The following is a 26,684-nucleotide window of genomic DNA, read 5'->3' as shown; positions in this document are numbered from 1 at the left end:
AAAGTAGAAAAAATAAGGGATCACGTTATGGTTCGGCTTCGTAAACTGGCACTGGCAGTCGCAGCGGCAACCGCTTTGTCTTCAGGCACAGCACATGCCTTGGGCTTAGGGGAGATCACTCTCAAGTCTGGGCTTAATCAGCCGCTGAATGCAGAAATTGAGCTGGTCGAAGTTAAAGACCTCAATCAGAGCGAGGTCATTCCGAGCCTGGGCTCACCGGAAGATTTCAGCAAGGCAGGCGTTGATCGCGCTTACTTCCTGACCGGTCTTAAATTCACCCCGGTGGTGAATGCCAACGGTAAGAGCGTGATCCGTGTGACCTCGTCACAGCCGGTGCGTGAGCCGTACTTGAACTTCCTGATGGAAGTGCTGTGGCCCAACGGTCGCCTGCTGCGTGAATACACTGTGCTGCTTGATCCGCCACTGTATGCACCAACTCCGACCATCACCGCGACTGCGCCTGTTGCTGCTGCGCCTGCGGTAGTGCGTCCGGCGCCACAACCGATTGCGCGTGCTCCGCAAGCACCCGTCAGCGCTGCGCCGGTAGCGCGTCCTGCGCCAGTTCAGGCCGCTGCGCCTGCTGCGGCAACTGCACCGGTTGCTTCGGCGGGTAAGCTGGATGGCCAATATACCTCCAGCAAAAATGACACCCTGTGGGAAATCGCCCTGCGCGCTCGTCCCGCCGGTGCCAGCGTGCATCAAACCATGTTGGCGATTTACGACCTCAATACCAGTGCCTTCATTGACGGCAATATCAACCGTCTGAAGAGCGGCCAAGTGCTGCGTCTGCCCTCGGCTGAACAGGCTAAGAGCCGCACCAGCGATGAAGCTATTGCTGTGGTGGCAGAGCACAACAAAGCGTGGAAAGAAGGCCGCTCGGTGGCTGCCAGCAGTGCCCGTCAGTTGGATGCAACACGTCGCGATACCGCAGGCGCTGCACCAGCTACCAGCGACAAGAAAGATCGTCTGAGCTTAGTGTCTGGCCAAGAAGGTAAAGCACAAGGTTCTGACAAGGCTGCCGCTGCCGGTAATGCGGCACTGCAAAACAAGCTGGCGGTGACTCAGGAAACCTTAGATTCCAGCCGCCGCGAAAACACCGAGCTGAAAGATCGTCTTAAAGATTTGGATTCGCAGCTGGAAAAACTGCAGCGCCTGATCAAGCTCAAAGATGCTCAGTTGGCGAAAATGCAGGCTGAGCTGGCAGAGCAAGGCAAGGCCGCGCCGGTAGAAGCGACTCCCGAAGTAACCAAACCGGCTGAACCAGCGCCTGCAGCGAGTGCTCCGACCGAGCCGGCAGCGGCTGACCCTGCTGCCAAACCGGCTGAAACGGTGGACTATAACTACACCGAAGAGCCAGCCCCCGATAAACCTGTAGAGCAGGCGGCCACTCCGCCTGCTCCCGCAGCGCCGGTAGAGCCGGCGCCAGCGCCTGTCGTCGAAGCACCCAAGCCGGCCCCTCAGCCGGCTAAGCCCGTTCAACAGCCTGCTGCACCGCAGCCGGTAGCTCCGCAAGAAACCAGCTTTATCGATGACCTGCTGGCTGACCCGATGATGTTGGGTGTGGTTGGCGGTTCCGGTGTGCTGGTGCTGCTGCTGGGCTTGATGGCTATTTCACGCCGCAACGCGATGAAAGAAGCCAACCTGCAAGAGCAAGAGTTGGCCGCAGGCGACGATAGCCTGGACTTGGGTGGTGATTTAGACCTAGGTCAGGACGATGACTTCGCCAGCGATGAAGCCATGCCGCAAGCGGCTGACGGCAAAGGCGATGTACTGCACGAAGTGGACATGCTGATGGCTTATGGCCGCTTCAGTCAGGCCGCTGAGCAATTGAACAACGCAATTGATCAAGAGCCAGAGCGCGCTGATCTGCGCTTGAAGCTGATGGAAGTCTACGGCGAGATGGGTGATGCCGATGGCTTTGCTCGCCAAGAAAATGAGCTGGCCGATATCGGTGGTTCGCAAGCCCAAGTTGATCAGCTGAAAGCCAAATACGCCGCGCTGGCGGGTGGTCTGGCTGCTTCTGCCGCAGCACTGGCTGACGATAATTTCAGCTTGGACGACATGTCGCTGGACGATATCGCCGAGCCGGCTGCTGAAGTGGCTGAAAGCGCGGACGACAGCTTCGACCTGAGCTTGGATGACCTAGAAACTCAGCTGGAAAGTGATCTGGCTGATGCCGGTGATAGCTTGGACGAGCTGTCGCTGGACGAAGACTTCAGCCTTGATGCACTAGATAACCCTGCACCTGCTGCTGAAGCAGAGGCAGCCGATGATGATTTCGACCTGAGCCTGGATGATCTGTCTGCTGACTTGGGTTCTAGCGAAACGGCGGAAGCCGATGATTTAGACGCTGCGTTTGACCTGTCTCTGGATGACGAAGTGGCCGATGCACCGGCTGCCGCGCCTGCTGCTGAAGCGGCCTTGGAAGATGACTTCAGCTTCTCGTTGGACGACGAACCTGCCACTACTGAAGCCAGTGATGAGCTGTCGTTAGATGGCGATTTCGATTTGTCGCTGGATGAGACACCTGCGACTGCCGAAGCGGCTGATGGTGAGCTGGCTGACTTTGCACTGAGCTTGGAAGACGAAGCTCCGGTACAAACAGAAACTGCGGCTGCTGAGCTGTCGCTGGATGATCTGGAACTGCCTGCCGAGACCAGTGCTGAGCTGGAAGATGAGCTAAGTGCAGACTTGGGTGCCGACTTTGATCTGTCACTGGATGACGAAGCGCCGGCACTGAATCTGGATGAAGCGGGCGATGATTTCGCCGCGCAGCTGGATGAAGTCAGCAAAGACTTGGATGACCTGTCTGGTGATCTGGATTCCTTGGCAGATGACTTTACCGCGGATGTTGCTGAAGAGCCTGTGGCTGCCTTGGACGCTGCACCAGAAGCGCCTGAAGAAACTACTTTGGTGGATGAAGTGGCCAGCGCTGCGGCCACCGCCGATGATGATGACTTTGACTTCCTCGCCGGCACCGATGAAACCGCCACTAAGTTGGACTTGGCACGCGCTTACATCGATATGGGTGATAGTGAAGGCGCTCGCGATATCCTCAGCGAAGTGATGAATGAGGGTAACGATGGCCAGCAGCAGGAAGCTAAAGAGCTCATGGAAAAGCTTGGCTAAGCGCCGGTCGTAGTAAAACAAAGGCAGCCTCGGCTGCCTTTGTGCTTTTTAGATGCGCTAGCCCTGTATGATGCGCGGCGAACTGAGTTGAGGGTGATGGTTTGAGCGAGTTTTCCCCCGCGCCAGATGAAGTGGCTGCCGAAGGCGTAACGCGGATTGCCTTGGGTGTTGAGTACAAAGGCAGTCGCTATCACGGTTGGCAACGCCAAGAGAGCGGTGTGCTCTCGGTGCAAGAGTCCCTAGAGGAAGCATTGTCACAAGTGGCCGCCGAGCCTGTCGCTGTGATGTGCGCCGGGCGTACTGATGCTGGCGTGCATGCCAGTGCGCAAGTGGCGCACTTTGATACGCGTGTCGAGCGCCCCTTGAAGGCTTGGGTCATGGGCGGCAACGCCAACTTGCCGAAAGACATCAGCATTAGCTGGGCCAAAGTGATGCCGGCGGATTTTCATGCGCGCTTTTCGGCGGTGGCGCGGCGCTATCGTTATGTGATCTACAGCGATCCGATTCGCCCAGCGCATATGGGCGAAGAGTTAACGTGGAATTACCGCCCGCTGGATGTCGCGCGGATGCAGCAGGCCGGCCAAGCGTTTGTCGGTACCCACGATTTCAGCTCGTTCCGTGCCGTGCAGTGCCAAGCCAAGTCGCCGATCAAAACGCTGCATCACCTGCAGGTGGTGCAAGCCGGTAGCTTCATTGTGATCGACGTGTGCGCCAATGCGTTTTTACACCACATGGTGCGCAATATCGCCGGTGTGCTGATGGCCATTGGCGCGGGAGAGCGCCCGGTAGGCTGGGTCAATGAAGTGTTGGCCGCGCGTGATCGCCGTCAGGGCGGGGTGACGGCGCATCCGTACGGTTTGTACTTAGTCGATGTCACTTATCCCGCGCATTTTGCTTTGCCCGAGCGTTATCTTGGCCCACATTTTTTAACCGGGCTTAACGAGCAGTTACCGCCGCGCTTTAACGCGTGAGCCTGCTGCTTAATAAACTGATTTGCTAGACTTTGCGCTGTTTGGCGAGGAAATGAGCACGATCGTGAAGAGAACACGCGTCAAAATGTGTGGCATCACCCGTCTTGAGGATGCCTTGGCGGCCATCGAAGCAGGTGCCGATGCGTTGGGCTTTGTGTTTTACAAACCCAGCCCGCGTTATATCGAGCCCGTGAAGGCCCGCGACATCATTCGCCAGCTGCCGCCTTTTGTCGCGCGGGTGGGCTTGTTTGTCGATGCGCCGCGCTGCGAAGTGCTGGAAATCACCGAGCTACTGTCCTTGGACTTGCTGCAGTTCCACGGCGACGAAACGCCGGCTTACTGTCAGGGCTTCCATCAGCCCTACATGAAAGCTCTGCGGGTACGCACAGCTGATGAGGCGGCAGAGCAGGCGGCCTTGCACGCTAATGCTAGCGCCATCTTGCTGGATGCCTATGTGGAGGGTGTGCCCGGGGGTACAGGGCAGGCGTTTGATTGGCAGCAAATCCCCACGCTTAAACAGCCTCTGGTGCTGGCCGGTGGGCTGTCGGCCGCCAATGTGCAGCAGGCGATTCGCCAAGTACGGCCCTTCGCGGTGGACGTCAGTGGTGGCATCGAGGCCAGCAAAGGGATTAAAGACACCGGCAAAATGCAGGCCTTTATGCAGCAAGTGTTAGGCGCCTAAGCGTTAGGGTGTGACGGCGTGCTTGTGTTAGTCGTCAGTTAGCGAGTTGTGTGTTGGCTGCGTAGTGTTAGCCGGCACTTTAAGGATAAAGCGCGAAGCCATGCTTCGTTACCGATTCAAGTGTTATGGCGGCGCTGCCCCATAAGCTGGCCCGAAGAGAGGAAAACCATGAGCAACTGGCTGGTCGATAAACTGATTCCTTCGATTATGCGTTCGGAAACGCAGAAGAGTTCGGTGCCAGAAGGCCTGTGGCATAAGTGCCCGTCTTGCGATGCTGTGCTCTATCGTCCAGAGCTTGAAGCCAATTTGGATGTTTGTCCTAAGTGCTCGCACCACATGCGTATCGGTGCTCGTCAGCGTTTGGCAATTTTCTTGGACGAGGGCACCGGGGAAGAAATTGGCGCGGCGCTCGAGCCGGTCGATCGGCTTAAATTCCGTGACACGAAAAAGTACAAAGATCGTTTGGCCGCCGCGCAGAAAGGCACCGGCGAAAAAGACGCCTTGGTGGCGATGGAAGGCGCGCTCAAAGGTATGCCGATTTCGGCTTGTGCTTTTGAGTTTAATTTTTTGGGTGGCTCGATGGGCGCCATCGTCGGCGAGCGCTTTGTACAGGCGGCTAACGTAGCGCTGGAAAAGCGTATTCCGTTTATTTGCTTCTCCGCCTCCGGTGGCGCGCGCATGCAAGAAGCGCTGATTTCGCTGATGCAAATGGCCAAGACCTCTGCCGTGTTGGCGCGCTTGCGCGAAGAAGGCATTCCCTACATTTCGGTATTAACTGACCCGGTTTACGGCGGTGTATCGGCCAGCTTGGCCATGCTCGGCGATGTGATTGTTGCTGAGCCGCGCACTTTAGTGGGCTTTGCCGGCCCGCGCGTTATCGAGCAAACCGTGCGTGAAAAGCTGCCGGAAGGCTTTCAGCGCAGTGAGTTTTTGCTGGAGCACGGGCAGATCGACATGATTATTCCGCGTGGCGAGTTGCGCGACCGCTTGGCCAGCTTGCTGGCAATCATGACTCAGCAAAAAGCACCGGCAGCTTGATGGCTCAACTTGATGCACACAGCAGCCTTGCGCAGTGGCTGAGTTATCTGGAGCAGTTGCATCCTTCTAGTATCGACATGGGTTTGGCGCGTTTGCAGCAGGTGGCAGAGCGCCTCCAGCTGTCGCGTCCGGCCAAGCACGTCCTCACTGTTACCGGCACTAACGGTAAAGGTTCTACCTGTGCCTTTCTTAATGGGTTGTTGAGCGCTCAAGGCTTGCGTGCTGGGGTTTATACCTCGCCGCATCTGGAGCGTTACAACGAGCGCGTGCGCATTGCTGGGCAGTTGGCCAGTGATGCGCAATTGGTGGCGGCGTTCAGCCAGATTGAAGCGGCGCGTGGCGAGATTTCGCTGACCTATTTTGAGTTCGGCACGCTGGCAGCGTTCATGTTGTTTGCTGAGGCACAGCTGGATGTGGCTGTGCTGGAGGTCGGGTTAGGCGGCCGACTGGATGCCGTAAACCTCGTCGATGCCGATGTGGCGGTGATCACCAGTATTGGCTTGGATCATGCTGAGTATCTGGGTAATAGCCGCGAATCCGTAGCGTTCGAGAAGGCCGGCATCATGCGCGCCGGTAAGCCTGCGGTGTGCGGCGATCGTCTGCCGCCAGAGCCGTTGCTGAGCAAAGCAGCGGAGCTGGGCGCGCCGTTGCTGGTGCGCGATCAAGCGTTTTATCTGGCGTGGGCGGGGCAGGGCGAAACGCTCTGTTGGCACTGGCAAGGTCGCTCGGCGTCGGGTGAGTTACTCGAACTGCATGATTTGCCGCTATTAAGCTTGCCAGAAGATAACGCGGCGGTAGCGTTACAGGCCTACGCACTGTTGGGTTATCCGCTTGAGCGTGATGCGGTAATCCAGGCGCTTAGCGCCAGTCATGTGATGGGGCGTATGCAGCGTATTGAGCTGGCGGGGGCTTATGCCGGTCGCAGCTTGATTTTGGATGTTGGCCACAATCCGCATGCCATGCAGTTTGTGGCTGAGCGTTTGCAACGCTTGCCGTGTGCTGGGCGGCGTCTGGCCGTGTTTGGTTTGTTAGCCGATAAAGACTTAGTCGGAGTTGTCGAGGCGCTTAAGCCGCTGGTGGATAGCTGGGTGGTGGCCGATCTACCCACGCCAAGAGCACGGCCAAGTCGCGAGATAGTCCAGTGCCTTGCGGCTCAGTCGTTGCCTGCGCAGGCTTATCCGTGTGTTGCCGACGCGCTGCAGGCGCAGTTGCAGGCTTCACAGGCTGGCGATCAGATTCTTTTGCTGGGTTCCTTTTATACCGTGACAGAGGCGATACTCTGGCTGCGTCAGCAAGGTATCGCAGTGGAGTAAGGCATGGCATTGGAACAAGGGTTAAAGCAGCGCATCGTTGGCGCCGTGGTGTTGTTGGGGCTGGCGGTGATTTTTCTACCCATGCTGCTGTCCCGCCAAGACGACGTGCGTGAGGTGCGTGTCGAAGTGCCGCCAATGCCCAAACCAGCGGTATTGCCTGATATGACCCCAGAGCCAGTGCAAGAGCTACCCCCGGCGGAAGGCTCGCAAGCTGAATACGCGGATCAGCCCGTGCTGGACGAAGTGCCAGAGCCGATGCCGGTTGCTGAGCCTGTTAGCCCCCCAGAACCCATCGCAGAGGTTAAGCCTGCGGAACCACCAAAAGCCCCTGCCGCGCCTTTGGATAACAATGGCTTAAGTGATGGTTGGTCGGTGCAATTGGCGAGCCTGTCGAATAAAGCTAGTGCCGATGCGCTGGTCACCGACCTGCGTAGCAAGGGCTACAACGGTTACTCACGCACTCACGGGCAGATGCAGCGGGTGTTTGTGGGCCCCGTGATTGATAAAGCCGAAGCCGCCAAACTGCGCGATCAACTGCAAAAGCAGCGTGGTTTAAACGGTTTTGTGGTGCGTTTTGCCCCGTAATTGTCTGCATCTAAGTGCTGTGCGGCGGTTCAGCCGCCGCGCAAGCTTTGCTAGAATTCGCCGCCTGTAAAACCCTGTGGGTAGTCACGTGACCTTTACCTGGGTCGATTGGGCCATTGTTGCCATCATCATTGTCTCCAGCTTGATCAGCTTGAAGCGCGGCTTTGTCAAAGAAGCGCTGTCGTTGCTCACCTGGATTCTTGCCGGCGTGGTCGCTTGGATGTTCGGCGGCGCCTTGGCGCATTATTTCGCTCCCTATATTGATACGCCGTCAGCGCAGGTGATCGCCGCCTGCGTTACGCTGTTTGTGGTGACTTTGTTGCTCGGCGGTTTAGTGAATTTTTTGATCGGTGAGCTGATTCGCGTCACCGGTTTGTCGGGCACCGACAGAGTGCTGGGTATGGTTTTCGGTGCCGCACGCGGCGCTTTGCTAGTGGTGGTGCTGGTGGGCTTAGTCAGCCTTGCACCGGTGCAGCAAGACAGCTGGTGGCAAGAATCAAATTTGGTCCCGCATTTTTTACGCGTGGCCGATCAGTGGAAGGGTTGGGTGTTGCAGCTAGCGTCACAATGGTTGGCGCAGGCTAATGTTCCATCGCCCTTGCCGTAATGAAGAGCGCTTAGCGCCAAGCAAGAATTCCTGACGCGCGAGCGTCTTTTGCGTGATTTCGCCAAGTTAAGAGGTATAGGCAATGTGTGGCATCGCCGGCATCGTGGGCAAGAGCAACGTCAATCAGGCGTTGTACGACGCGCTTACCGTACTGCAACACCGTGGCCAGGACGCCGCCGGTATCGTGACCAGCCATGAAGGGCGTTTGTTCCTGCGTAAGGACAACGGCCTGGTGCGCGACGTCTTCCAGCAGCGCCACATGCAGCGCTTGGCCGGTCGCATGGGCATCGGCCATGTGCGTTACCCCACCGCGGGTAGCTCCAGCTCTGCCGAGGCGCAGCCGTTCTACGTTAACTCGCCGTACGGCATCACCTTGGCGCACAACGGTAACCTGACCAACGTCGAGCAGCTGTCGCGGGAGATTTACGAATCTGACCTGCGCCACGTCAACACCACTTCGGACTCCGAAGTGCTGCTCAACGTATTCGCTCACGAGCTGGCCAGTCGCGGCAAGTTGCGCCCGACTGAAGAAGACGTGTTTGCCGCCGTCAGCGGCGTGCATCAGCGCTGCATCGGCGGTTACGCCGTGGTGGCGATGATCACCGGCTACGGCATTGTCGGCTTCCGTGACCCGCATGGCATTCGCCCGATCGTGTTCGGTCAGCGTCACACCGATGAAGGCGGCGTGGAGTACATGATCGCCTCTGAATCAGTCGCTCTGGACGTGCTGGGCTTCACCTTGATTCGCGATCTGGAACCCGGCGAAGCAGTGTTTATCACCGAAGATGGCCGCCTGTTCACCCGCCAGTGCGCCGAGAACCCCAGCTACGCACCGTGCATTTTCGAGCACGTGTATCTGGCGCGTCCGGACTCCATCATGGATGGCGTGTCGGTGTACAAGGCGCGCATGCGCATGGGCCAGAAACTCGCCGAAAAGATCCAGCGCGAGTGGCCTGAGCATGATATCGACGTGGTGATCCCGATTCCTGACACCAGCCGCACTTCGGCGCTGGAAATGGCCCACCACTTGGGCGTGAAGTTCCGCGAAGGCTTTGTGAAGAACCGCTATATCGGGCGTACCTTCATCATGCCAGGGCAGAAAGAACGCAAGAAGTCGGTACGCCAGAAGCTTAACGCGATCGATCTGGAATTCCGTGGCAAGAACGTGATGCTGGTGGATGACTCCATCGTGCGCGGCACTACGTGTAAGCAGATCATTCAGATGGCCCGCGAAGCCGGTGCCAAGAAGGTCTACTTCTGCTCGGCAGCCCCGGCGGTGCGTTATCCCAACGTGTATGGCATCGATATGCCCAGCGCGCACGAGCTGATCGCTCATGGCCGCAGCACTGAAGAAGTGGCGCAGTTGATTGGTGCTGATCACCTGATCTACCAAGATCTGGACGACCTGATCGACGCCGTAGGCGAGAAGAGCAAGAAGCTGCAGCAGTTCGACTGCGCGGTGTTCGATGGCAAGTACATCACCGGCGATGTCAACGATGTGTACCTGCAGCGCATTGAAGCGGCGCGTAACGATGCCGCCAAAGGCATGTCGCCGGTTGCCTCGGCGGTGATCGACCTGCACAACGATTAAGGAGTCAGCATGAGCGAGCAGTGGACGCCAGGTTATCTGGACAGCGACCTCGACGGCGTGCATGCCGACACCTTTGCCGTGCGCGGTGGCCAGCGTCGTAGCCCCGAAGGGGAGCACAACGAAGCGCTGTACCTGACCTCCAGCTACGTGTTTGGCTCGGCGGCAGAAGCGGCGGCGACGTTTAGTGGTGAGCGTAGCGGCAACGTCTATTCGCGCTACACCAACCCCACCGTACGCACCTTTGAAGAACGCCTGGCGGCGCTTGAAGGGGCTGAGCAGGCAGTAGCCACCGCCTCGGGTATGTCGGCGATTCTCGCCACCATGATGAGCCTGTGCAAAGGCGGCGATCATGTGCTGGTGTCGCAAAGCGTGTTCGGCTCGACCATTGGCTTGTTCGACAAGTACTTAAAGCCCTTTGGGTTGGAAGTTGACTACGTACCGCTGGCCGATGCGGATGCCTGGCGTGCGGCGATGAAGCCCAACACACGCATGCTGTTTGTTGAGTCGCCGTCGAATCCGCTGTCTGAGCTGGCCGATATTCCGGCGCTGGCCGAAGTGGCCCACGCGAAAGGCGCCATGCTGGTGGTGGATAACTGCTTCTGCACGCCGATTTTGCAGCAGCCGTTAAAGCTCGGTGCCGATATCGTGATTCACTCGGCGACTAAGTTTATTGATGGCCAAGGTCGCTGCTTGGGCGGTGCCGTGTGCGGCCAAGCGGAGCAGATGAAAGAACTGGTGGGCTTTTTACGCACCTGCGGCCCGACCATGAGCCCGTTCAATGCATGGGTATTCTTGAAGGGTTTAGAAACCTTACGCTTGCGTATGCAAGCTCACTGCGCCAGTGCGCATAGCTTGGCGCTATGGCTGAGTGAGCAGCCGGGTGTTACTCGCGTGTATTACTCGGGCCTGCCAAGCCACCCGCAGCATGAACTGGCCAAAGCGCAAATGAGTGGCTTTGGTGCGGTGCTGAGCTTTGAAGTAGACGGCGGTAAAGAAGCCGCTTGGCGCTTTATTGATGCCACACGCATCTTCTCCATCACCGCTAACTTGGGCGATGCGAAGAGCACTATTACTCATCCGGCGACCACCACCCATGGTCGCTTAAGCCCAGAGGCGCGCGCCGCCGCCGGTATTGGCGATGGCCTGATTCGCTTGGCCATAGGCCTTGAAGATGTGCGCGACCTGCAAGCGGATTTAGCCAGCGGTTTAGCCGCGCTTTAATCAGCCTGCGTGTTACTTAGCCCGACCCATCGCTGGATGCGTCGGGCTTTTTCTTGCCAACTTAAGTTGTGCGTTGCGGGGCATCACCCAAAAGTGTGATGGGCACAGTGCCATCTGCGCGATTCGGCCATTAGCATGGCCGTAAATAACAACAAAAAAGCTTGCGAGAAAGCACGATGAGAACTGCATTGCGGCCCGCGGCCGAGCAGGCAGGGGTGTGTCGGCATGCCTTGTTGGCGCGCATGCACGCGGTGTCTGATAAGCCCCTGCTGTTGTTACTGGCGCCGCCGGGTGCCGGTAAAACCACACTGCTGCAACAATGGCTGGCCACGGCTTGGCCTAAGCCCCGTGTGCTACTGGCTTTAACCCCGTATGACGATCAGCCGCTGCGATTTTTTCGCCGCTTGCACACAGCGCTGCGCCAGCAACTTGGCGACAGTACGGGCACGTGGTTCGACCCGCTCGCGGCAGATCTGCATGAAGCCCCGGTAACACTGGCGCTGGCTTTATTCGAAGACCTAAACCGCCTGCCCAGCGGTGTGTGCTTAGTGCTGGATGATGCGCAGTGCCTGCAAGACCCTTATTTAGTGGCTGTGCTGCGGGTGTTGGCAGAGCTTGCCTCGGCAAACGTGCAGCTGGTGCTGGCCAGTCGACAGGCCTTGCCTTGGTTGCCGGCCTGTGGGCTGCTGGATGGACGTATCGCCTGCTTACAAGGCGCGGACTTTGCCTTCACAGACACAGAAATACAGGCCTTAGGCGCTTATTTAGGCGCGGCCGTCTTGCAGCCGCCGGCGTTGCAGGCGGTACAGGCGATGACGCAAGGTTGGGCAACCGGGGTGAAGGTGGCTTTGCTCAGCCATGCGCGCTTTGGCTTGCCGGCCTTGGCGCAGTTCAATGGCAGCCAGCCGCAAATTGTCGAGTATTTTGGCGATGTGGTTTTGCGTCAGTTGTCGGCCGAACGCCGCGACTTTTTCCTCGTCACCGCGTTGCTGGAAACTTTCGACGGCGCACTGTGCGACGCCGTGCTGCAGCGTCGTCACAGCGGCGTGCTGCTGGAACAGTTAGCCGCCCAGCACTTATTCATTCAGCCGCTGGCAGAGCGGCATGGTTGGTATCGCTACCATCCTTTGCTGCAGGACTATCTGCTCCATCGTGTGCAGTTAGAGCAGGCCGATAACTTGCCCGCGCTGCAACGTCGCGCCGCTTGCCATCTGGCTCGGCATGGGCAGACCGATTTCCACGATGATGAACGCGCTTTGCAGCATGCCCAAGCCAGCGGCGATCACGCCTTACATTGGCGTATGTTGCTGCAGACTAGCGATGCGTGGTTAAAGGCGGGGTACTTCTCGCGGGTGCTAAAGCATTTAATGGCGCTGGATACTGCCACCTTGCTGGCCCAGCCCAGTTTGTTGGGCGCATTGGTGGAAGCTTTAGTGCTGAGCCGCTGTTTTACCCAAGCCGACCATTATTTGCATTTGGCCGAGCAGCACGGCTTAGCGCAAGGCGACGACGGTGCCGGTTGGCTTTTGCTGCGTCTGTTATTGGGTACTTTTCGTGATGATGCGGCGAGCAGCTTGCCCAAAGTGGCGCAAGGCCTGCGGGCAGCGCAGGTGCCGATGGCCCTGCGTGCGCAAGCACAAACCCTGTTGGCCTATCACGAGATGATGGCCGGCGAGTTAAGCGCCGCCATCGACTATGCCAGCCAAGCACAAGCGCTGTTAGCGCACAGCGGGCATCACTTTCTGCAAAGTTACGCCGACCTGATCGTGGTGCTCAGTCGCCGTCACGCCGGGCAAAGTCTGGCTGCGCGTAATCAGGTGTATGCCGATTTCAGCGCTTGTCCGCGCACCAGCCCGGCGTGGTTAAACCGCGCCACCGCCATGTTGGTCACGCTCTATGAGCAGAACCAACTGGCTGAGGCGCAAGCCTTGGGTGAAGAGCTGATCACGGAAATCACCGCCTCATCGGCCAGTGAGGCGATTGTTACGGTGTACGTGACCTTGTCGCGGGTGCTGCACTGTCGCGCGTTGCCCGAGCGGGCTGCCCGTTTGCTTGAGAACCTTACCCGTGCGGTGGAATTGGGCCACTACCCGAGACTGTTCGGGCACGTGGCCCAAGAAGCGCTGCGCCAAGCCTTGCTCAGCGGCTCAAGCAGCGTATTAGAAGGCGTAGCCCGGCGCTTCCAGTTGCCACAACGCTGGGCAGCAGGGGAGTGGGAGTGCGCAGGGCCTTATTGCGAAGGCTGGGAGCGCAGCGCCATGGCTTGTGTGTATTGGCTCATCGGCACGGCGCAGCATGCGCAAGCGGCGCGCTTACTCAAAGTCTTGGCGCACGCGTTACAAGGCAGTCAGATGCGTGTGCGGCGGCTCACTGTACATATCAACCTGCTGTGCCTTAACCCCGAGCAGGATAGCCAGAGCCAGCAGGCGCAAACCCTGAAAAGCCTGATTGCCGAATACGGCATCGCCTGTTTTAGCCGTGGGGTGTTGGACGAGGCGCCCGGCGCCACGCGCTTGCTGCAGCAGGCCGTACAGCAAGGCGTATTGCCGGTACCGGATAAATACCGTCAGCACTACGCCACGTTTATCGGTCAGACCGTTGCACCGTTACGCCTGAGCCAGTTGGCGGAGTTAACCGATAAAGAGCGCGAGATCGTCGATGGCGCCCTACAAGGCCTGAGTAATGCGCAGTTGAGTGACAAGCTGGGCATCGCCGTTTCAACCACCAAGTGGCATCTAAAAAACATTTACGCCAAGTTAGGTGTGCGCAGCCGCACAGAATTGCTGGTGAATGTCGGTGGGGTGAATTAATCCGCTGTGCCCCCCCTCCGCAGAGGGGGGCGTTTAGTGGCGTCGCTTCTTACTCTTTGACGCTGCCTGAGCCCTCGGTCAGGCCGAACAACAACAAGAGTAGGAGAACGTGTGATGACGCCATGGGTAACCTGGCCTGCGCTCACTAAACTGGGCACGTTAGGCGTGATGGCTGGCTTGATTGTGCTGGCTGTAGAGCGGCAAGAGCTGTTCGAAAACAACCTCTTTGACCTAGAAAACTACGGCCCGTACAACGCTGACATTCAGTGTGACGAGCGCAGTTTGACGGCGCGTACCGAAGACGGCACCTGTAACATTCTCAGTAACCCCGCTGAGGGCTCGGTGTACCGCCGCTTTGGCCGTAACGTCGATCCAGCTGCCGGGCAGGGCGAAACCAGCACCTTGCTGAGCCCCAACCCCCGCGAAGTCAGTAACCAACTGATGGCCCGGCAAGAATTCAAGCCGGCCACCAGCGTTAACTTTATTGCCGCCGCGTGGATTCAGTTCATGACCCACGACTGGTTCGACCACGGCCCTAATGCCGAAGGCGACCCGATTCAAGTGCCGCTGCCGGCGGGCGATGTGCTGGGTTCTGGCTCGCTGAGCGTCAAGCGCACTCAGCCTGACCCAACCCGTACTGGTGCCGATGCGGGCAAGCCCAAAACCTTCCGTAACCACAACACCCACTGGTGGGATGGTTCGCAGCTGTATGGCAGCAGCAAAGCCGTCAGCGACAGCGTGCGTTCCTTTGAAGGCGGGCGCTTAAAGATCAACGCCAACGGCATGCTGCCGACCGAGCTGCTGTCCGGTAAGCCGGTCACCGGGTTTAGTAATAACTGGTGGATTGGTCTGTCGATGCTGCACCAGATGTTCACCAAAGAGCACAACGCGATTGCCGACATGCTGGCGCAGAAATACCCCGGCAAGAGCGATCAGTGGCTGTACGACAAAGCGCGTCTGATCAACTCGGCGCTGATGGCGAAAATTCACACCGTGGAATGGACCCCGGCGATCATCGCCAACCCAGTGACTGAGCGTGCTATGTACGCCAACTGGTGGGGTTTGCTCGGCCAAGGTGGCCCGCGTGATGACTACCAAGCCCAAGCGCGCAAGCTGCGTGAAGACTTGGCCAAGTCAGACTCCTTTGTGAAGGCCATTCTCGGTTTCGACCCTAACGCAGCCGATAGCGCCGGCAATAATGCCTTGTCGCATGCCTTGGGCGGTATTGTGGGCTCCACCGCGCCGAACAACTACGGTGTGCCGTTTACTCTCACCGAAGAGTTTGTCGCCGTGTACCGCATGCACCCGCTGATGCGTGACAACGTGCAGGTGTACGACATCGGCAGTAACACGCCGAAGAACGTTGTCGCCCTGCAAGACACCTTAGATAGCGACGCGGAAGCCATGCTGCAGCGTGAAGGCAGCGAGCGCCTGTGGTACTCCTTCGGTATCACCCACCCTGGTTCGCTGACGCTGAACAACTTCCCGGGCTTTCTGCGTAACTTGTCGATTCCGCTGGTAGGGCAGATCGACTTGGCGATGATCGACGTACTGCGTGACCGTGAGCGTGGCGTGCCGCGTTATAACGAGTTCCGCCGTCAGATTGGCTTAAAGCCGATCACCAAGTTCGAAGACCTGACCACCGAAACGGTAACCCTGAACAAGCTTAAGCAGCTGTACAGCAACGACATCGAGAAGATCGATACCTTGGTCGGTATGCTGGCCGAAACCGTGCGTCCTGAGGGCTTTGCCTTCGGCGAAACCGCCTTCCAGATCTTCATCATGAACGCCTCGCGTCGTTTGATGGCCGACCGCTTCTTCACCTCGGACTACCGTCCAGCGATCTACACCCAAGAAGGTTACGACTGGGTAGAGCACACCACCATGGTGGACGTGATCAAGCGCCACAATCCGCAACTGCTGGCTAGCCTGACTGGTATCGACAACGCCTTTAAACCGTGGGGCCTGAAGATTCCGGCCGATTACGAAACTTGGCCGGCCGCCGCTAAGCAAGAGCACCTGTGGGTTAACGGTGCCCTGCGCACGCAGTACAAGGCCGATGAAGTACCGGCGCTGAAAAAAGTGGATATCGGTGGGCTGATCAGCTCGGTGTTGTGGACCAAAGTCAAAGAGCGCACCGACGTGGCGCCTGTTGGCCACAGCAAGCCGATTCACCCCTATGGCGCCTTGGCTAAGGTGAAGTTCACCGCCGTGCCGGGCAACCCTTACACCGGCTTGTTCCAAGGCGCTGAGCACGGCCTGCTGCGCTTGTCGGTCACCGGTGACCCGGCTGATCGTGGCTTTGCACCGGGCTTGGCGTGGAAGGCGTTTGTCGATGGCAAGCCGTCAGAAAACGTCTCGGCGCTGTACACCCTGTCGGGCCAAGGCGGTAACTACAACTTCTTTGCCAACGAGCTGTCGCAGTACGTGCAGGTAGAAGCCAACGAAACACTGGGCACCACCACGCTGTTCTCGCTGGTGAGCAGCAAGCCCACGCAGCTGAACTTGGCAGATATGGCCGAAGTGACTGCACAAGGCCAAGCCGTAGCGCAAGCCAAAGTGCCGACACAGATCTACTTTGTGCCGCGTGCCGAAGTGAAGAACCGTTTCAGCAGCGCGGCGCACGACTTCCGTGCCGACCTGTTGCAGCTGCAAGCAGGCACTGTGGTGTATGACCTGTACGCCACCTCCGAGCCGATCAAAACCTCGATCTTCCCCTCGTTGACCAATCGTTACGCCAGCCAGCGCCGCAACAGTGCGGTGAAGGTCGGTGAGTTGAGCTTGAGTTCTGCCTTTAACCTGTCGGCCTTTGGCGACAGCGGCGTGTTCTTCAAGCACCAGCGCATGGAAGACCAATAAACCTATATCCCTGCCGGCATGGGCGGCAGGGGCGCGTGCAAACCGCGAGCTTTAGCCGGCCTTAGTGGCCGGCTTTTTTTATCCCGCTAACTGAGCAGTGCCGCTTCATCCACTGCATCGATCAGCGCTGCCGGCATGTACTGCTCGGCATAGCGGCGATACACGCCGGAGCGCACAAACAGGGCGAACAGTTCGGCGTCGATATGCTGCTCGTCGCGCATCTTGGCCATGATGCGCATAGCCACCGACAGCGGCTTGCCGGCTTTGTAAGGGCGGTCGATGGCGGTGAGGGCTTCGAAAATATCGGCAATCGCCATCATCCGTGCGGGAATGCTCATTTGTGCTTGGGTTAAGCCGCGTGGGTAGCCTTGGCCGTCCATTTTTTCGTGATGGCCGCCGGCAATCTCTGGCACTTCACGCAGGTGGCGGGGGAAGGGCAGGCGCTCGAGCATGATGATGGTTTGGATAATGTGCTCGTTGATCTTAAAGCGCTCTTCTTCGCTTAACGTGCCGCGCCGCACGCTTAAGTTGTACAGCTCGCCACGGTTATACAGCAGCGCCGGGGTTTGCAGGCTAAAGCCCCACGGGTTGTTGGCTGTGATCACGTCTTGCGCGCGGCGCTCGATGCTGTGTTCGGGCTTGTCGGCCAGTAACGGCTCGAGGGTCGGTAGTGGTGGCTCTGGGTGGGCTTGTTTGCGTTGTAGCTCTTCATGGCCAATGCCGAGCCGGTCAGACAGGGTGCGCAGCCAAGTTTGCCCGGCAATGCGCTCAAGGCGGGCAAGATCGCTGTCGGCCATAAACTCGCCGCCCACATTGCAGCGGGCGACAAAGGCAAAGTCGTCATCCAGTTGCGCGAGCTGTTCTTGCAGCTGCGCTTTTAGTTGCGCGCTATCGTTAGGCTCGCCTTCGGCGCGCGCTTGCCAATAGGCGATATGTGCGTCGCGCTTAAGCACTTCAAAACGCATGCGTACTTCGTGAATGCGGTCGTAGAGGGTTTCTAGCTTGGTGGCTTTATCCACCACGTATTCCGGTGTGGTGACTTTGCCGCAGTCATGTAGCCACGCGGCAATGTGCAAGGTTTCCCATTGCTCGGCGCTTAAGCTGAAGTCTTTAAATGGTCCGTTTTGCTCTGCGCAAGCGGCTTGGGCGAGGGCTTTGGCCAGCTCCGGCACGCGCTGACAGTGACCGCCGGTGTAGGGGCTTTTCGCATCGATGGCGCCGGCGAGCAGCTGGATAAAGGCTTCCAGCAGGGCTTTTTGTTCATCCAATAACCGTTGCGTGTTCAGGGCGACGGCAGCGGTGGTCGAGAGCGTCTGGGCAAAGGCCATTAGCTCGCGTGATAGCGGGTTCTGTGCTTCATCCACCAGCAGCGCCAAAATGCCTAAGGTGTCGCCTTTGCGATTGCGTAGCGGCAAGGCCCAGAGGGACAAGTCGTTGGTTGGTGTGGGCAGCGCACTAAAGTGTTGGCTGGCCTGTGCGCCGCTTAAACGCACTGGCTTGGCAAAGTGCAGCGCTTGCAGCAGCGGGTGGTGTTGCGCATCCAAGGCAATCGGTGCGCTGTGCTCGGTGGCCAACATCTGCCCGTGGTGGCGTAAGCAGGCCAGCTGCCACGGTGCTTCGGCGCTGTCTTGCAGGTAGATCAGTGCGGCATCGGCGTTGGTGACTTCCTGCATGTCTTTGATCAGCTGGGCAAGCAAGCGCTGAAAATCGGTCTCGGCTGAGAGCGCTAGCGAGAGATCAAGAAAGCGGTGGATGGTGGCTTTCATCTTGCCCATGGCGCGCGCTAGGTCGGCCACTTCGGCGATATTTGAGTCCACGGTGAGTGGTTCGTCGAAGTTAAAACGCTCGATTTTTTCCGCTTCACGGGTCAGGGTTTTTAAGGGGCGGGCCGCCCAGCGCGCAAACAGCAGCGCCAGGGCAATGCCCGGCACGATCAGCAGCATGCTGATCAGCATGGATTCATGACGCAGCACTTTGGCGGCGGCCAAGAGCTCGTCGTGGGGTGAGGCTAAAAGCAAATACAGCGGCATATCGCCGGCATCGGCCAGCAGCGCGACACGCGCCAATTGCCAGTCTTGTGCCTGCCAGCGGCCATGCTTAACGCTAATCGCCTGCTGGTCAGCAATGAGCTGTTGCGCTTGCACCAGAGGCTCGTTGTTCAGTTGGCTGAGCAAGGGCAGGCCGGAGTCGGGTTGCGTTGGCAGCGTGCGGTTTTCACTCCAGGTGACGATCTCGCCGGTGGCATTGATCACCGCCACTTGCGAGCTGGGGGTGGGTTTGTAGCTGCTGAGCAGCGCATCTAGGCTGCTCAGGGTGGTATCGAGCCCCAGCACGGCATGCCCCTCGGGGTGCGCTAAGGCCAAGGTAATGCCGGCTTCATCGGAGGTGAAAAATCGATACGGATTACTGCTGTACAGCCCACCCCGCGCTTGCGCCTGCTGATACCAGCGACGGCTGCGTGGGTCGAATGGGTAGTTGCTTCGCTCGTGGCGAGCGAGTTCTTTTAGCTCGGCATCTAGATAAAGAAACGTGCCGCCGGCTTGCTGGGCCGGTTGGCGACTTTGCACAACCCAGCGGGTGTGCAGGGGCGCTTCGGGGTAGAGCTTGTGCATCAATGGGCTGTCGGCCCAAGGGCGCAGCAGGAAAAAGTCGCCGTTGCTCCAGCCCACATAGGCCGCCGACAACTGTGGCTGGGCATGCAGCGCGGCGACTAAGGCGTCAACATGGCTTAAACGTGCTTCAAGACTGTTGGCGTGTACCAGCGGGGTATGCGCCAGCAGGTCAATGGCGGCTCGACTGGGGCGATACAGGGCATCCAGCGCGGCCTGAGCATGGTTGGCAATCAGCTGATAGCGGCTTTGCGCCTCCTGCATTAACAGGCGTTGGGTTTGCCAATACTGATAGCCCTGACTCACCAGCGCATAGCCCAGCAGCAGGCCAACAAACAGGTAAGCGATATGGATATACAGCGGTATCCGACGTGAAGGCATCGCGGGCGCTCCCTGAGGCTCGCCCTTCACTATAGATAATCTTGCCGGCGCTTTGCTTACAGCAGCGCGATGAGTAACTGCCCGGCCAGAATGATCAACATCACCAGCCCGCCAGCGAACAGATTACGCCGCAGTGGCACATAGTTGCTGTGTACATGCACCCAAGCATGTGCAGCGCGGCTGGCCACGTAAGCCCACGCGAGTACGAGGGTGAGCAGGTTGACGCTGGCGGTAATAAACAGCGTGAGCAGCAGCACGTAAAACAGCATGGGGCTGGCGAACTGATTGCTGATGCAGTTGTTTACTTGGCGCACAGGGTCGGGCCAAGCGTCGTCATCCAAGGGGGCGCGTTGCTCATCCACCAGACCCGCCGCGCGCGCAGCTTTTTTACGTTTTAGCAGCAGCGGATAGAGACTTAAGGTCAGCGCGATTTGCGCGAGCAAGGCGAACAACACGGCGGCATTCGTCATTTCAATAAGCTCCCTTTAAATGGGTACCACTTTGCTGCGTTGATTGGGCAAGTTGGCGGGCAGGTCGCGCTTGGCCAGTTCGGCCAGCTCGGCCTGCGGGTAGTCGCCGTAGAGCACGGTAAACCAGTCCTGCCCATTACGTTGGCTGCGCTTGAGGTGCAGCGGCTGCGTCGGGTGCTGTTTGATCAGCGCTTGCATATAGGCTTCGCCACGGCCTTCCACTAAGGCGATGCTGTAGCGCGTGCTGTCGATTTCGTGGCTGCTTTCGCTGTCGTCGCGGCTATTGGCGAGGCTGTCGCCACCTTGTCCGTGGCCGGCGTAAACCGGCTCGGGGGTTGGCACGGCTTGCGGTTGTGCAGCGGGGGTGTGCTGGCTTTGCGGCGCTTGGCTGGGCTGGCGCAGGTCGATACTCGGTACGTTATTGCGCCCGTCGAACAGCTGCTGCGGTTGGCTGGGCAGAATATTCGGCGCGCGCTCGCTGTTGCCTTGGTTGATGATCTGAATGTCGCGGTACTTTTTATCCGACAGCGCGGCAAGCCCGGCACCATCGCGCACTAAGCTCGGGCGTAGGAAGACCATCAGATTGCGCTTCACATGCTGGTCGCGGGTGGAGCGGAACAGGCGGCCAATAATCGGAATGTCGCCCAGCAGCGGCACTTTCGAGTCTGAGGTGACCACGTCATCTTGAATCAAACCGCCGAGCACGATCACTTGGCCGTCTTCAGCCAAAATGGTGGTCTTGATCGAGCGCTTGTTGGTGACCAAATCCACCGCTTGCGAGCTTAAGGTGGTGGTCGGTGCAATCGAGGAGATCTCTTGCTCCACTTCCAAACGCAGGGTGCGGCCTTCGTTCAAGTGTGGGGTGACCTTAAGGTTTACGCCGATATCTTTACGCTCGATGGTGGTGAACGGGTTGCTGGAACCCGCCGCATCGGTGGTGTACGAGCCGGTCTGGAAGGGCACGTTTTGGCCGACCAGAATCTCCGCCTTTTGGTTGTCCAGCGTCAGCAGGCTGGGGGTGGAGAGCAGGTTGCTCTTGCTATTGGCCGATAGCGCAGTGATTAGCGCGCCAAAGTTGTCGCTGCCAATGCCGACAATCGCGCCATCGGGCAGGCTTAGGTTGTCGGGAATCTTGTCGTTGGCAATCGCTGAAATCACCGTGCCGACCGAGATGCCGGTGTTGGCGAAGTTAACCCCGGCAGCGCCGCCCGTGCCGCCACGGGCATCGATGGCCCACTGCACGCCGAGGGCGTCGGTAATGTCGCCAGCGACTTCAACAATCGCTGCCTCGACCAGTACCTGCGCGCGCGGTACGTCGAGCTGACGCACGATATCTTCGATGGTGGCGACTAAGTCGGGCTCGGCCAAAATGATCAAGGCATTGAGGCTTTCATCGGCGCGCACCAGCAGTTTCTGCTGGTTGGAGCCTTCGCTGGAGCCCTGCTTCAGTTGTTCGGTGATATCGCCCAAGGTTTCGGCCAGTGCTTTGGCATCGTTATGGCGCAGGCGAATCACTCGGGTGTTGGCCGAGCGTGCGCTGGGGGTATCCAGCGAGCGGGCCAGCGCCGCGAGTTTGGCGCGGGCCTGATCGGGGCCGAGCAGAATCAAGCGGTTAGTGCGGCTGTCAGCAATCACCTGCACGTTGCTGGTGCCTTTGGCTTGGCCGCGATTGAGCGAGTTATTCAGTACTTCGGCGGCATCCATCACCCAAGCATGTTGCAGGGTGATCACGCTGTAATCGCGGGCGTTGCTTTGATCCACCTCGCGAATCAGCTGCTCAATGCGCGCAATGTTGGCGCGGCGGTCGCTGATGATGATGGCGTTGGCCGATACCACGGCGGCCAAGTGGCCGTATTGCGGTACTAGCGGGCGAATAATGGGGATCAGTTCGGCAGCGGCGTTGTGCTGCACCTGAATCAGCCGGGTTTCTAAGTTGTCTGGCGCGGCGCGACCAAAATTGCCCTCGGCTTTGGCTTCGCTGCTGGGCACGATGCGCGACTGTTCGTCTTGGGTGATCACGGTAAAGCCGTGGGTGTTCATCACCGACAAGAACAGCTGATACACCTCGCTCAAACTCAGCGGCGTTGAGGAAATCACCGATACTTGGCCTTTCACCCGCGGGTCGACGACAAAGGTCTCGCCGGTAATGCTGGCCACTTGCTCGACAAACTCGCGAATGTCGGCGTCTTTCATGGTGATGGTCCAGCGTTCTTCGCCGCTGGCTTGGCCCTGACTATGAATGCCGGCGGTGCTAGCGGCGAACACGGGCGCGGCCGTACCGGCTGCGACCGTCAGACTAATGGCCAGTGCGAGGGATGACAGCAGCGGGCGAGAAGAGGGCAAAGTCATGGGCTGGATTCGGTCTCGGTGGAGGTTTCGGTAATGCCGGCGGCGCTCATTTCTTGGCGCAAGCTTTCCATGCGTTCGCGCAGCAATTGATAGTTTTCGTCTTGCAGCTGTTCTAAGTCGGGCGTGACGTCGGCTTGTTCATAGACGGACGCGCTTTGGTAGCTGCTGATGCCGCTAGGTCGCTTAGTGGGGTAATACAAGCTTTCCCGGGCTAGGCCACGGCCCAGCACCACGTGGTCGGCGTGTACCTCGAGCAAGGTCACGCCGCTGGCAATCTCTTGATCAATTACATAGCGCTGCGCTTTGTTATTTTGATCGCGGATGATCGCGGCACTGCGGCGGCTGTCGGGGTGCACAAAGCTGGCTTCTAAGGTCAGCTGTAGGTTGGTCTCGGGCGTGGGAATGTTCGCCACCGGCGCGGCGCCAAACAGTTCATGCACGGGCACTTGGCCTGCGCTGCTGGTGCCTTGGCGGCTTTCGAGCAAGGTGGGGGCGCTAACGGGGCTACGTAGGTCACGCAGCAATTGCAGGGCTTGCCAGGTCAGCGACAAACTCATCAATACCACCAACGCCAAACAGGCGAGGGTGGGGGCAAGCGACTTGAGCCGGGTGAGGCGCGCAGGCGTCAAGGTTTCACTCCATCGAATTAGGCGTAGGCCTTGATTATTTTTATAGGTTGCCTTCATGGGCAGTCCCGCATCATAACAAGACTGCCGCATTGCGCTACAGCGGGATACCGCACAATTGAGTGGTGGTCAGCATTGGCCAAATATGCTCTAGTGCGCGGTAAGCGGCAGTCATTGCCATGACAATAAGCGGCGTCAAAACGCCCAGAAAGAACACCTTGCCTATGAATGCAATCGCCTCAGCCAGCGCAGGCCTTGTGGCCACCCGTTTACCGTATGCCTTTGCGCGCCGTCACGGCGTGTTATTGCGCACCAGTGATGGGCAATTACAGATTTGTCACAAGCCAGGGGTGGGCTTAAGCGTATTGGCGGAAGTCCAGCGTTTGGTTGGCCAAGCGTTACCGTGGCAGCCCCTCGAAGAAGCGGCTTTTAACGAAGCGCTCGGCGCTTTGTATCAACAGGATTCCTCCGGCGCCATGCAAGTGGCCGAAGGCCTAGGCGCTGACCTCGACTTGGCCAGCCTCGCTGAGCAAGTGCAAGAAACCGAAGACCTGCTGGAGCAGGAAGACGACGCGCCGATCATTCGCCTGATCAACGCCATCCTGAGCGAGGCGATTAAAGACAACGCCTCGGATATCCATATCGAAACCTTCGAGAAACGCTTAGTGGTGCGCTTTCGCATCGACGGCATTCTGCGTGAGGTACTGCAGCCACGCCGCGAGCTGGCCACCTTACTGGTCTCACGTATTAAGGTGATGGCGCGCTTGGATATCGCCGAGAAGCGCGTACCGCAGGATGGTCGTATCTCGCTGCGTTTGGCCGGGCGCGAGGTGGATATCCGTGTGTCTACCCTGCCGTCCAACCACGGCGAACGCGTGGTGCTGCGTCTGCTGGATAAACAAGCCGGGCGCCTGAGCCTGCCGCACTTGGGCATGAGCGCCCGCGACCGCGCGCTGATGCAAGACATCCTCGCCAAGCCGCACGGCATTATTCTGGTCACCGGCCCCACCGGCTCGGGGAAAACCACCACCTTGTACGCCAGCTTGGTCACCTTGAACGACCGCTCGCGCAACATTCTCACCGTCGAAGACCCGATCGAATACCACCTCGAAGGCATCGGCCAAACGCAGGTCAACAGCAAGGTGGACATGACCTTTGCCCGTGGCCTACGCGCCATTCTGCGCCAAGACCCGGACGTGGTGATGGTCGGTGAGATTCGCGATAAAGAAACCGCTGAAATCGCCGTGCAGGCCTCGCTGACCGGCCACTTAGTGCTCTCGACCCTGCACACTAACAGCGCCATCGGTGCAGTCACGCGCTTGGTGGATATGGGCGTGGAGCCGTTCTTGCTGTCGTCATCGTTGCTCGGCGTGCTCGCCCAGCGCTTGGTGCGCGTACTGTGCCCCAGCTGCAAGCAGGCTTATCAGGCCGATGAAGCCGAGTGCGCGGTACTCAACGTACCAGCCAGCAACCCGCCAACCCTTTACCGCGCCTGCGGTTGCGATGACTGCCGCCAATTGGGCTATCGCGGCCGAACCGGCATCTACGAGCTGGTGGTGTTTGACGACACCCTGCGCACGCAGATCCATGCCAACGCCAGCGAGCAAGACATGCTGCGCCACGCCCGCACCTTGGGCCCGAGCATCCGCGAAGATGGCCGGCGCAATGTATTGGCCGGCGTCACCACCCTCGAAGAAGTGCTGCGCGTTACCCGTGAGGAGTAAGCGCCCGCAGGGTTGCCTTTCTGTTATCACTATTTGCGCTAAGGAATCGCCCGGAGTGAACCGCTAAACCATGGCTGCCTTTGAATACATCGCCCTCGACAGCGCGGGCCGTCAGCGCAAGGGCGTGCTGGAGGCCGACAGCGCCCGTCAGGCGCGCCAGCAGCTGCGCGAGCAAAAACTCTCGCCGCTGGAGGTACAACCCGCGCGCAGCAAGTCGCAACCCGGTAGCCCGCGCTTGGGCTTTAGCCGTGGCCTGTCGGCGCGTGATTTGGCTCTGCTGACCCGCCAGCTGGCCACGCTGGTGCAGGCTGCGCTACCGATTGAAGAAGCCCTGCGCGCCGCCGCCGCGCAATCCACCACCGGCAAAGTCAAAAGCATGCTGCTGGCGGTACGTGGCCGCGTGTTGGAAGGCCACAGCTTGGCGGCGAGCTTGAAAGAATTCCCCAGCGCCTTTCCCGATTTGTACCGCGCCACCGTGGCCGCCGGTGAGCATTCTGGGCATTTGGGCTTAGTGCTAGAGCAGCTGGCCGACTACACCGAGCAGCGCTATCAGTCGCGGCAGAAAATTCAGCTGGCGCTGATGTATCCGGTGATTTTGATGATCGCCTCGCTGTCCATCGTCGGCTTTTTGCTCGGCTATGTGGTGCCGGATGTGGTCAAGGTATTCGTTAACACCGGGCAAGCATTGCCGGGGCTGACCCAAGGGCTGATCGCCGCCAGTGACTTTGTTAAAGGCTGGGGCTGGCTGGTGGTGCTACTCGCCATTGCAGGTGTGCTGGGCCTAAAACAACTGCTCAAGACCCCGGCGCTGCGCCTGCGTTGGGATGAGTTTTTATTGCGCTTGCCGCTGATTGGGCGCCTGTCACGCGCCGCGCACACCGCACGCTTTGCCTCTACCTTGGCGATTCTGAGCCGCAGCGGCGTGCCGTTGGTGGATGGCTTGGGCATTGCCGCCGCGGTGATCGGCAACATGGCGATTCGCGGGCGCGTCGAGCAAGCGGCGCAGAAAGTCCGTGAAGGCTCGAGCCTGACTCGCGCGCTGGAGGCTACTGACGACTTCCCGCCGATGCTCTTACACATGCTCGCCAGCGGCGAACGCTCCGGCGAGTTGGACAACATGCTCGGCCGTGCCGCGCGCACGCAAGAGAACGATCTATCGGCGCAAATCGCCCTGATGGTCGGTCTCTTCGAGCCTTTTATGCTGGTATTTATGGGCGCGGTGGTGCTGGTCATCGTGCTCGCGATTCTTTTACCGATTCTGTCGCTTAACCAACTGGTGGGGTAACGCATGCAACGCAAACAAGGCGGTTTTACGCTGATTGAAATCATGGTCGTGGTGGTCATCTTGGGTATTCTCGCCGCGCTGGTGGTGCCGCAAGTAATGAGCCGCCCCGATCAGGCCAAAGTCACCGTGGCCAAGAACGACATCAAAGCCATCGCCGCCGCGCTGGATATGTACAAGCTGGATAACCACAGCTACCCAAGCACCCAGCAGGGCCTTGAAGCGCTGGTGACTAAGCCTTCCGGCAACCCAGCGGCGAAAAACTGGAACAAAGACGGTTACCTGAAAAAGCTGCCCGTCGACCCCTGGGGCAACCCGTACCTGTACCTGCAGCCGGGCAGCAAAGGCGCGTTTGACCTGTACTCGCAAGGCGCCGACGGCAAAGAAGGCGGCAGCGACCTGAACGCCGACATCGGCAGCTGGGACATCTAAACCGC

18 protein-coding genes are annotated in these 26,684 nt (G+C 59.0%); 14 read left to right on the top strand and 4 right to left on the bottom strand.

Annotation, left to right across the window (positions count from 1 at the left end; all coding sequences use genetic code 11):
- Positions 1–27 precede the first annotated feature (27 nt).
- From BMX80_RS14680 to BMX80_RS14630, 11 genes are all read left to right on the top strand, one after another.
- Positions 28–3,129, top strand: coding sequence for a motility hub landmark protein FimV (locus BMX80_RS14680; protein ID WP_074869913.1), 3,102 nt, complete (start codon positions 28–30; stop codon positions 3,127–3,129).
- Between the two features lie 101 nt (positions 3,130–3,230).
- On the top strand, positions 3,231–4,100 hold the full coding sequence (gene truA, locus BMX80_RS14675) for a tRNA pseudouridine(38-40) synthase TruA (protein WP_175474915.1): 870 nt from the start codon (positions 3,231–3,233) through the stop codon (positions 4,098–4,100).
- A gap of 64 nt (positions 4,101–4,164) precedes the next feature.
- Positions 4,165–4,782: a phosphoribosylanthranilate isomerase gene (locus BMX80_RS14670; RefSeq protein ID WP_139214159.1), complete on the top strand. Its 618-nt coding sequence runs from the start codon at positions 4,165–4,167 to the stop codon at positions 4,780–4,782.
- A 168-nt stretch (positions 4,783–4,950) separates the two neighbouring features.
- Positions 4,951–5,820, top strand: a complete 870-nt coding sequence (accD, locus tag BMX80_RS14665) for an acetyl-CoA carboxylase, carboxyltransferase subunit beta (protein WP_071870486.1) — start codon at positions 4,951–4,953, stop codon at positions 5,818–5,820.
- Complete coding sequence (gene folC, locus BMX80_RS14660) at positions 5,820–7,133, top strand: bifunctional tetrahydrofolate synthase/dihydrofolate synthase (RefSeq protein ID WP_074869908.1); 1,314 nt, start codon at positions 5,820–5,822, stop codon at positions 7,131–7,133. Before accD ends, folC begins: the two co-directional genes overlap by 1 nt.
- Positions 7,134–7,136: 3 nt before the next feature.
- Positions 7,137–7,718, top strand: coding sequence for an SPOR domain-containing protein (locus tag BMX80_RS14655; protein ID WP_074869907.1), 582 nt, complete (start codon positions 7,137–7,139; stop codon positions 7,716–7,718).
- Between the two features lie 88 nt (positions 7,719–7,806).
- Positions 7,807–8,325, top strand: coding sequence for a CvpA family protein (locus BMX80_RS14650; protein WP_071870483.1), 519 nt, complete (start codon positions 7,807–7,809; stop codon positions 8,323–8,325).
- A gap of 82 nt (positions 8,326–8,407) precedes the next feature.
- A complete protein-coding gene (purF, locus tag BMX80_RS14645; RefSeq protein ID WP_071870482.1) occupies positions 8,408–9,916 on the top strand; it encodes an amidophosphoribosyltransferase in 1,509 nt (502 codons plus the stop codon).
- Between the two features lie 9 nt (positions 9,917–9,925).
- On the top strand, positions 9,926–11,137 hold the full coding sequence (locus BMX80_RS14640) for an O-succinylhomoserine sulfhydrylase (RefSeq protein ID WP_074869906.1): 1,212 nt from the start codon (positions 9,926–9,928) through the stop codon (positions 11,135–11,137).
- Positions 11,138–11,313: 176 nt separating this feature from the next.
- Complete coding sequence (locus BMX80_RS14635) at positions 11,314–13,947, top strand: LuxR C-terminal-related transcriptional regulator (protein ID WP_083394338.1); 2,634 nt, start codon at positions 11,314–11,316, stop codon at positions 13,945–13,947.
- Between the two features lie 114 nt (positions 13,948–14,061).
- Positions 14,062–16,806, top strand: coding sequence for a peroxidase family protein (locus BMX80_RS14630; RefSeq protein ID WP_074869901.1), 2,745 nt, complete (start codon positions 14,062–14,064; stop codon positions 16,804–16,806).
- Between the two features lie 86 nt (positions 16,807–16,892).
- Here BMX80_RS14630 and BMX80_RS14625 read toward each other — a convergent pair whose 3' ends face one another.
- From BMX80_RS14625 to BMX80_RS14610, 4 genes are read right to left on the bottom strand one after another with little or no spacing between them, the layout of a single operon-like run.
- Positions 16,893–19,796, bottom strand: a complete 2,904-nt coding sequence (locus tag BMX80_RS14625) for an HD domain-containing phosphohydrolase (protein ID WP_074869899.1) — start codon at positions 19,794–19,796, stop codon at positions 16,893–16,895.
- A gap of 56 nt (positions 19,797–19,852) precedes the next feature.
- Positions 19,853–20,266, bottom strand: a complete 414-nt coding sequence (locus tag BMX80_RS14620) for an MAPEG family protein (RefSeq protein WP_074869896.1) — start codon at positions 20,264–20,266, stop codon at positions 19,853–19,855.
- Positions 20,267–20,281: 15 nt separating this feature from the next.
- Complete coding sequence (gene gspD / locus BMX80_RS14615; protein WP_083394337.1) at positions 20,282–22,615, bottom strand: type II secretion system secretin GspD; 2,334 nt, start codon at positions 22,613–22,615, stop codon at positions 20,282–20,284.
- A complete protein-coding gene (locus BMX80_RS14610; protein WP_071870475.1) occupies positions 22,612–23,244 on the bottom strand; it encodes a type II secretion system protein N in 633 nt (210 codons plus the stop codon). The genes gspD and BMX80_RS14610 overlap by 4 nt, the downstream gene beginning before the upstream one ends.
- Before the next feature lie 221 nt (positions 23,245–23,465).
- Here BMX80_RS14610 and gspE point away from each other — a divergent pair, with 221 nt between their 5' ends.
- The 3 genes from gspE to gspG all read left to right on the top strand — a co-directional run bounded on the left by gspE (position 23,466) and on the right by gspG (position 26,679).
- Positions 23,466–24,965: a type II secretion system ATPase GspE gene (gene gspE, locus BMX80_RS14605; RefSeq protein ID WP_074869895.1), complete on the top strand. Its 1,500-nt coding sequence runs from the start codon at positions 23,466–23,468 to the stop codon at positions 24,963–24,965.
- 70 nt (positions 24,966–25,035) lie between these two features.
- On the top strand, positions 25,036–26,250 hold the full coding sequence (gene xcpS, locus BMX80_RS14600) for a GspF family T2SS innner membrane protein variant XcpS (protein WP_074869893.1): 1,215 nt from the start codon (positions 25,036–25,038) through the stop codon (positions 26,248–26,250).
- A 3-nt stretch (positions 26,251–26,253) separates the two neighbouring features.
- Positions 26,254–26,679: a type II secretion system major pseudopilin GspG gene (gene gspG / locus BMX80_RS17860; RefSeq protein ID WP_071870472.1), complete on the top strand. Its 426-nt coding sequence runs from the start codon at positions 26,254–26,256 to the stop codon at positions 26,677–26,679.
- Positions 26,680–26,684: the final 5 nt, after the last annotated feature.

This window comes from Atopomonas hussainii (assembly GCF_900109735.1).
GTDB lineage: Bacteria > Pseudomonadota > Gammaproteobacteria > Pseudomonadales > Pseudomonadaceae > Atopomonas > Atopomonas hussainii.
Note: the sequence above shows the minus strand (reverse complement) of the source record. Positions and strands in the feature narration are given on the sequence as shown.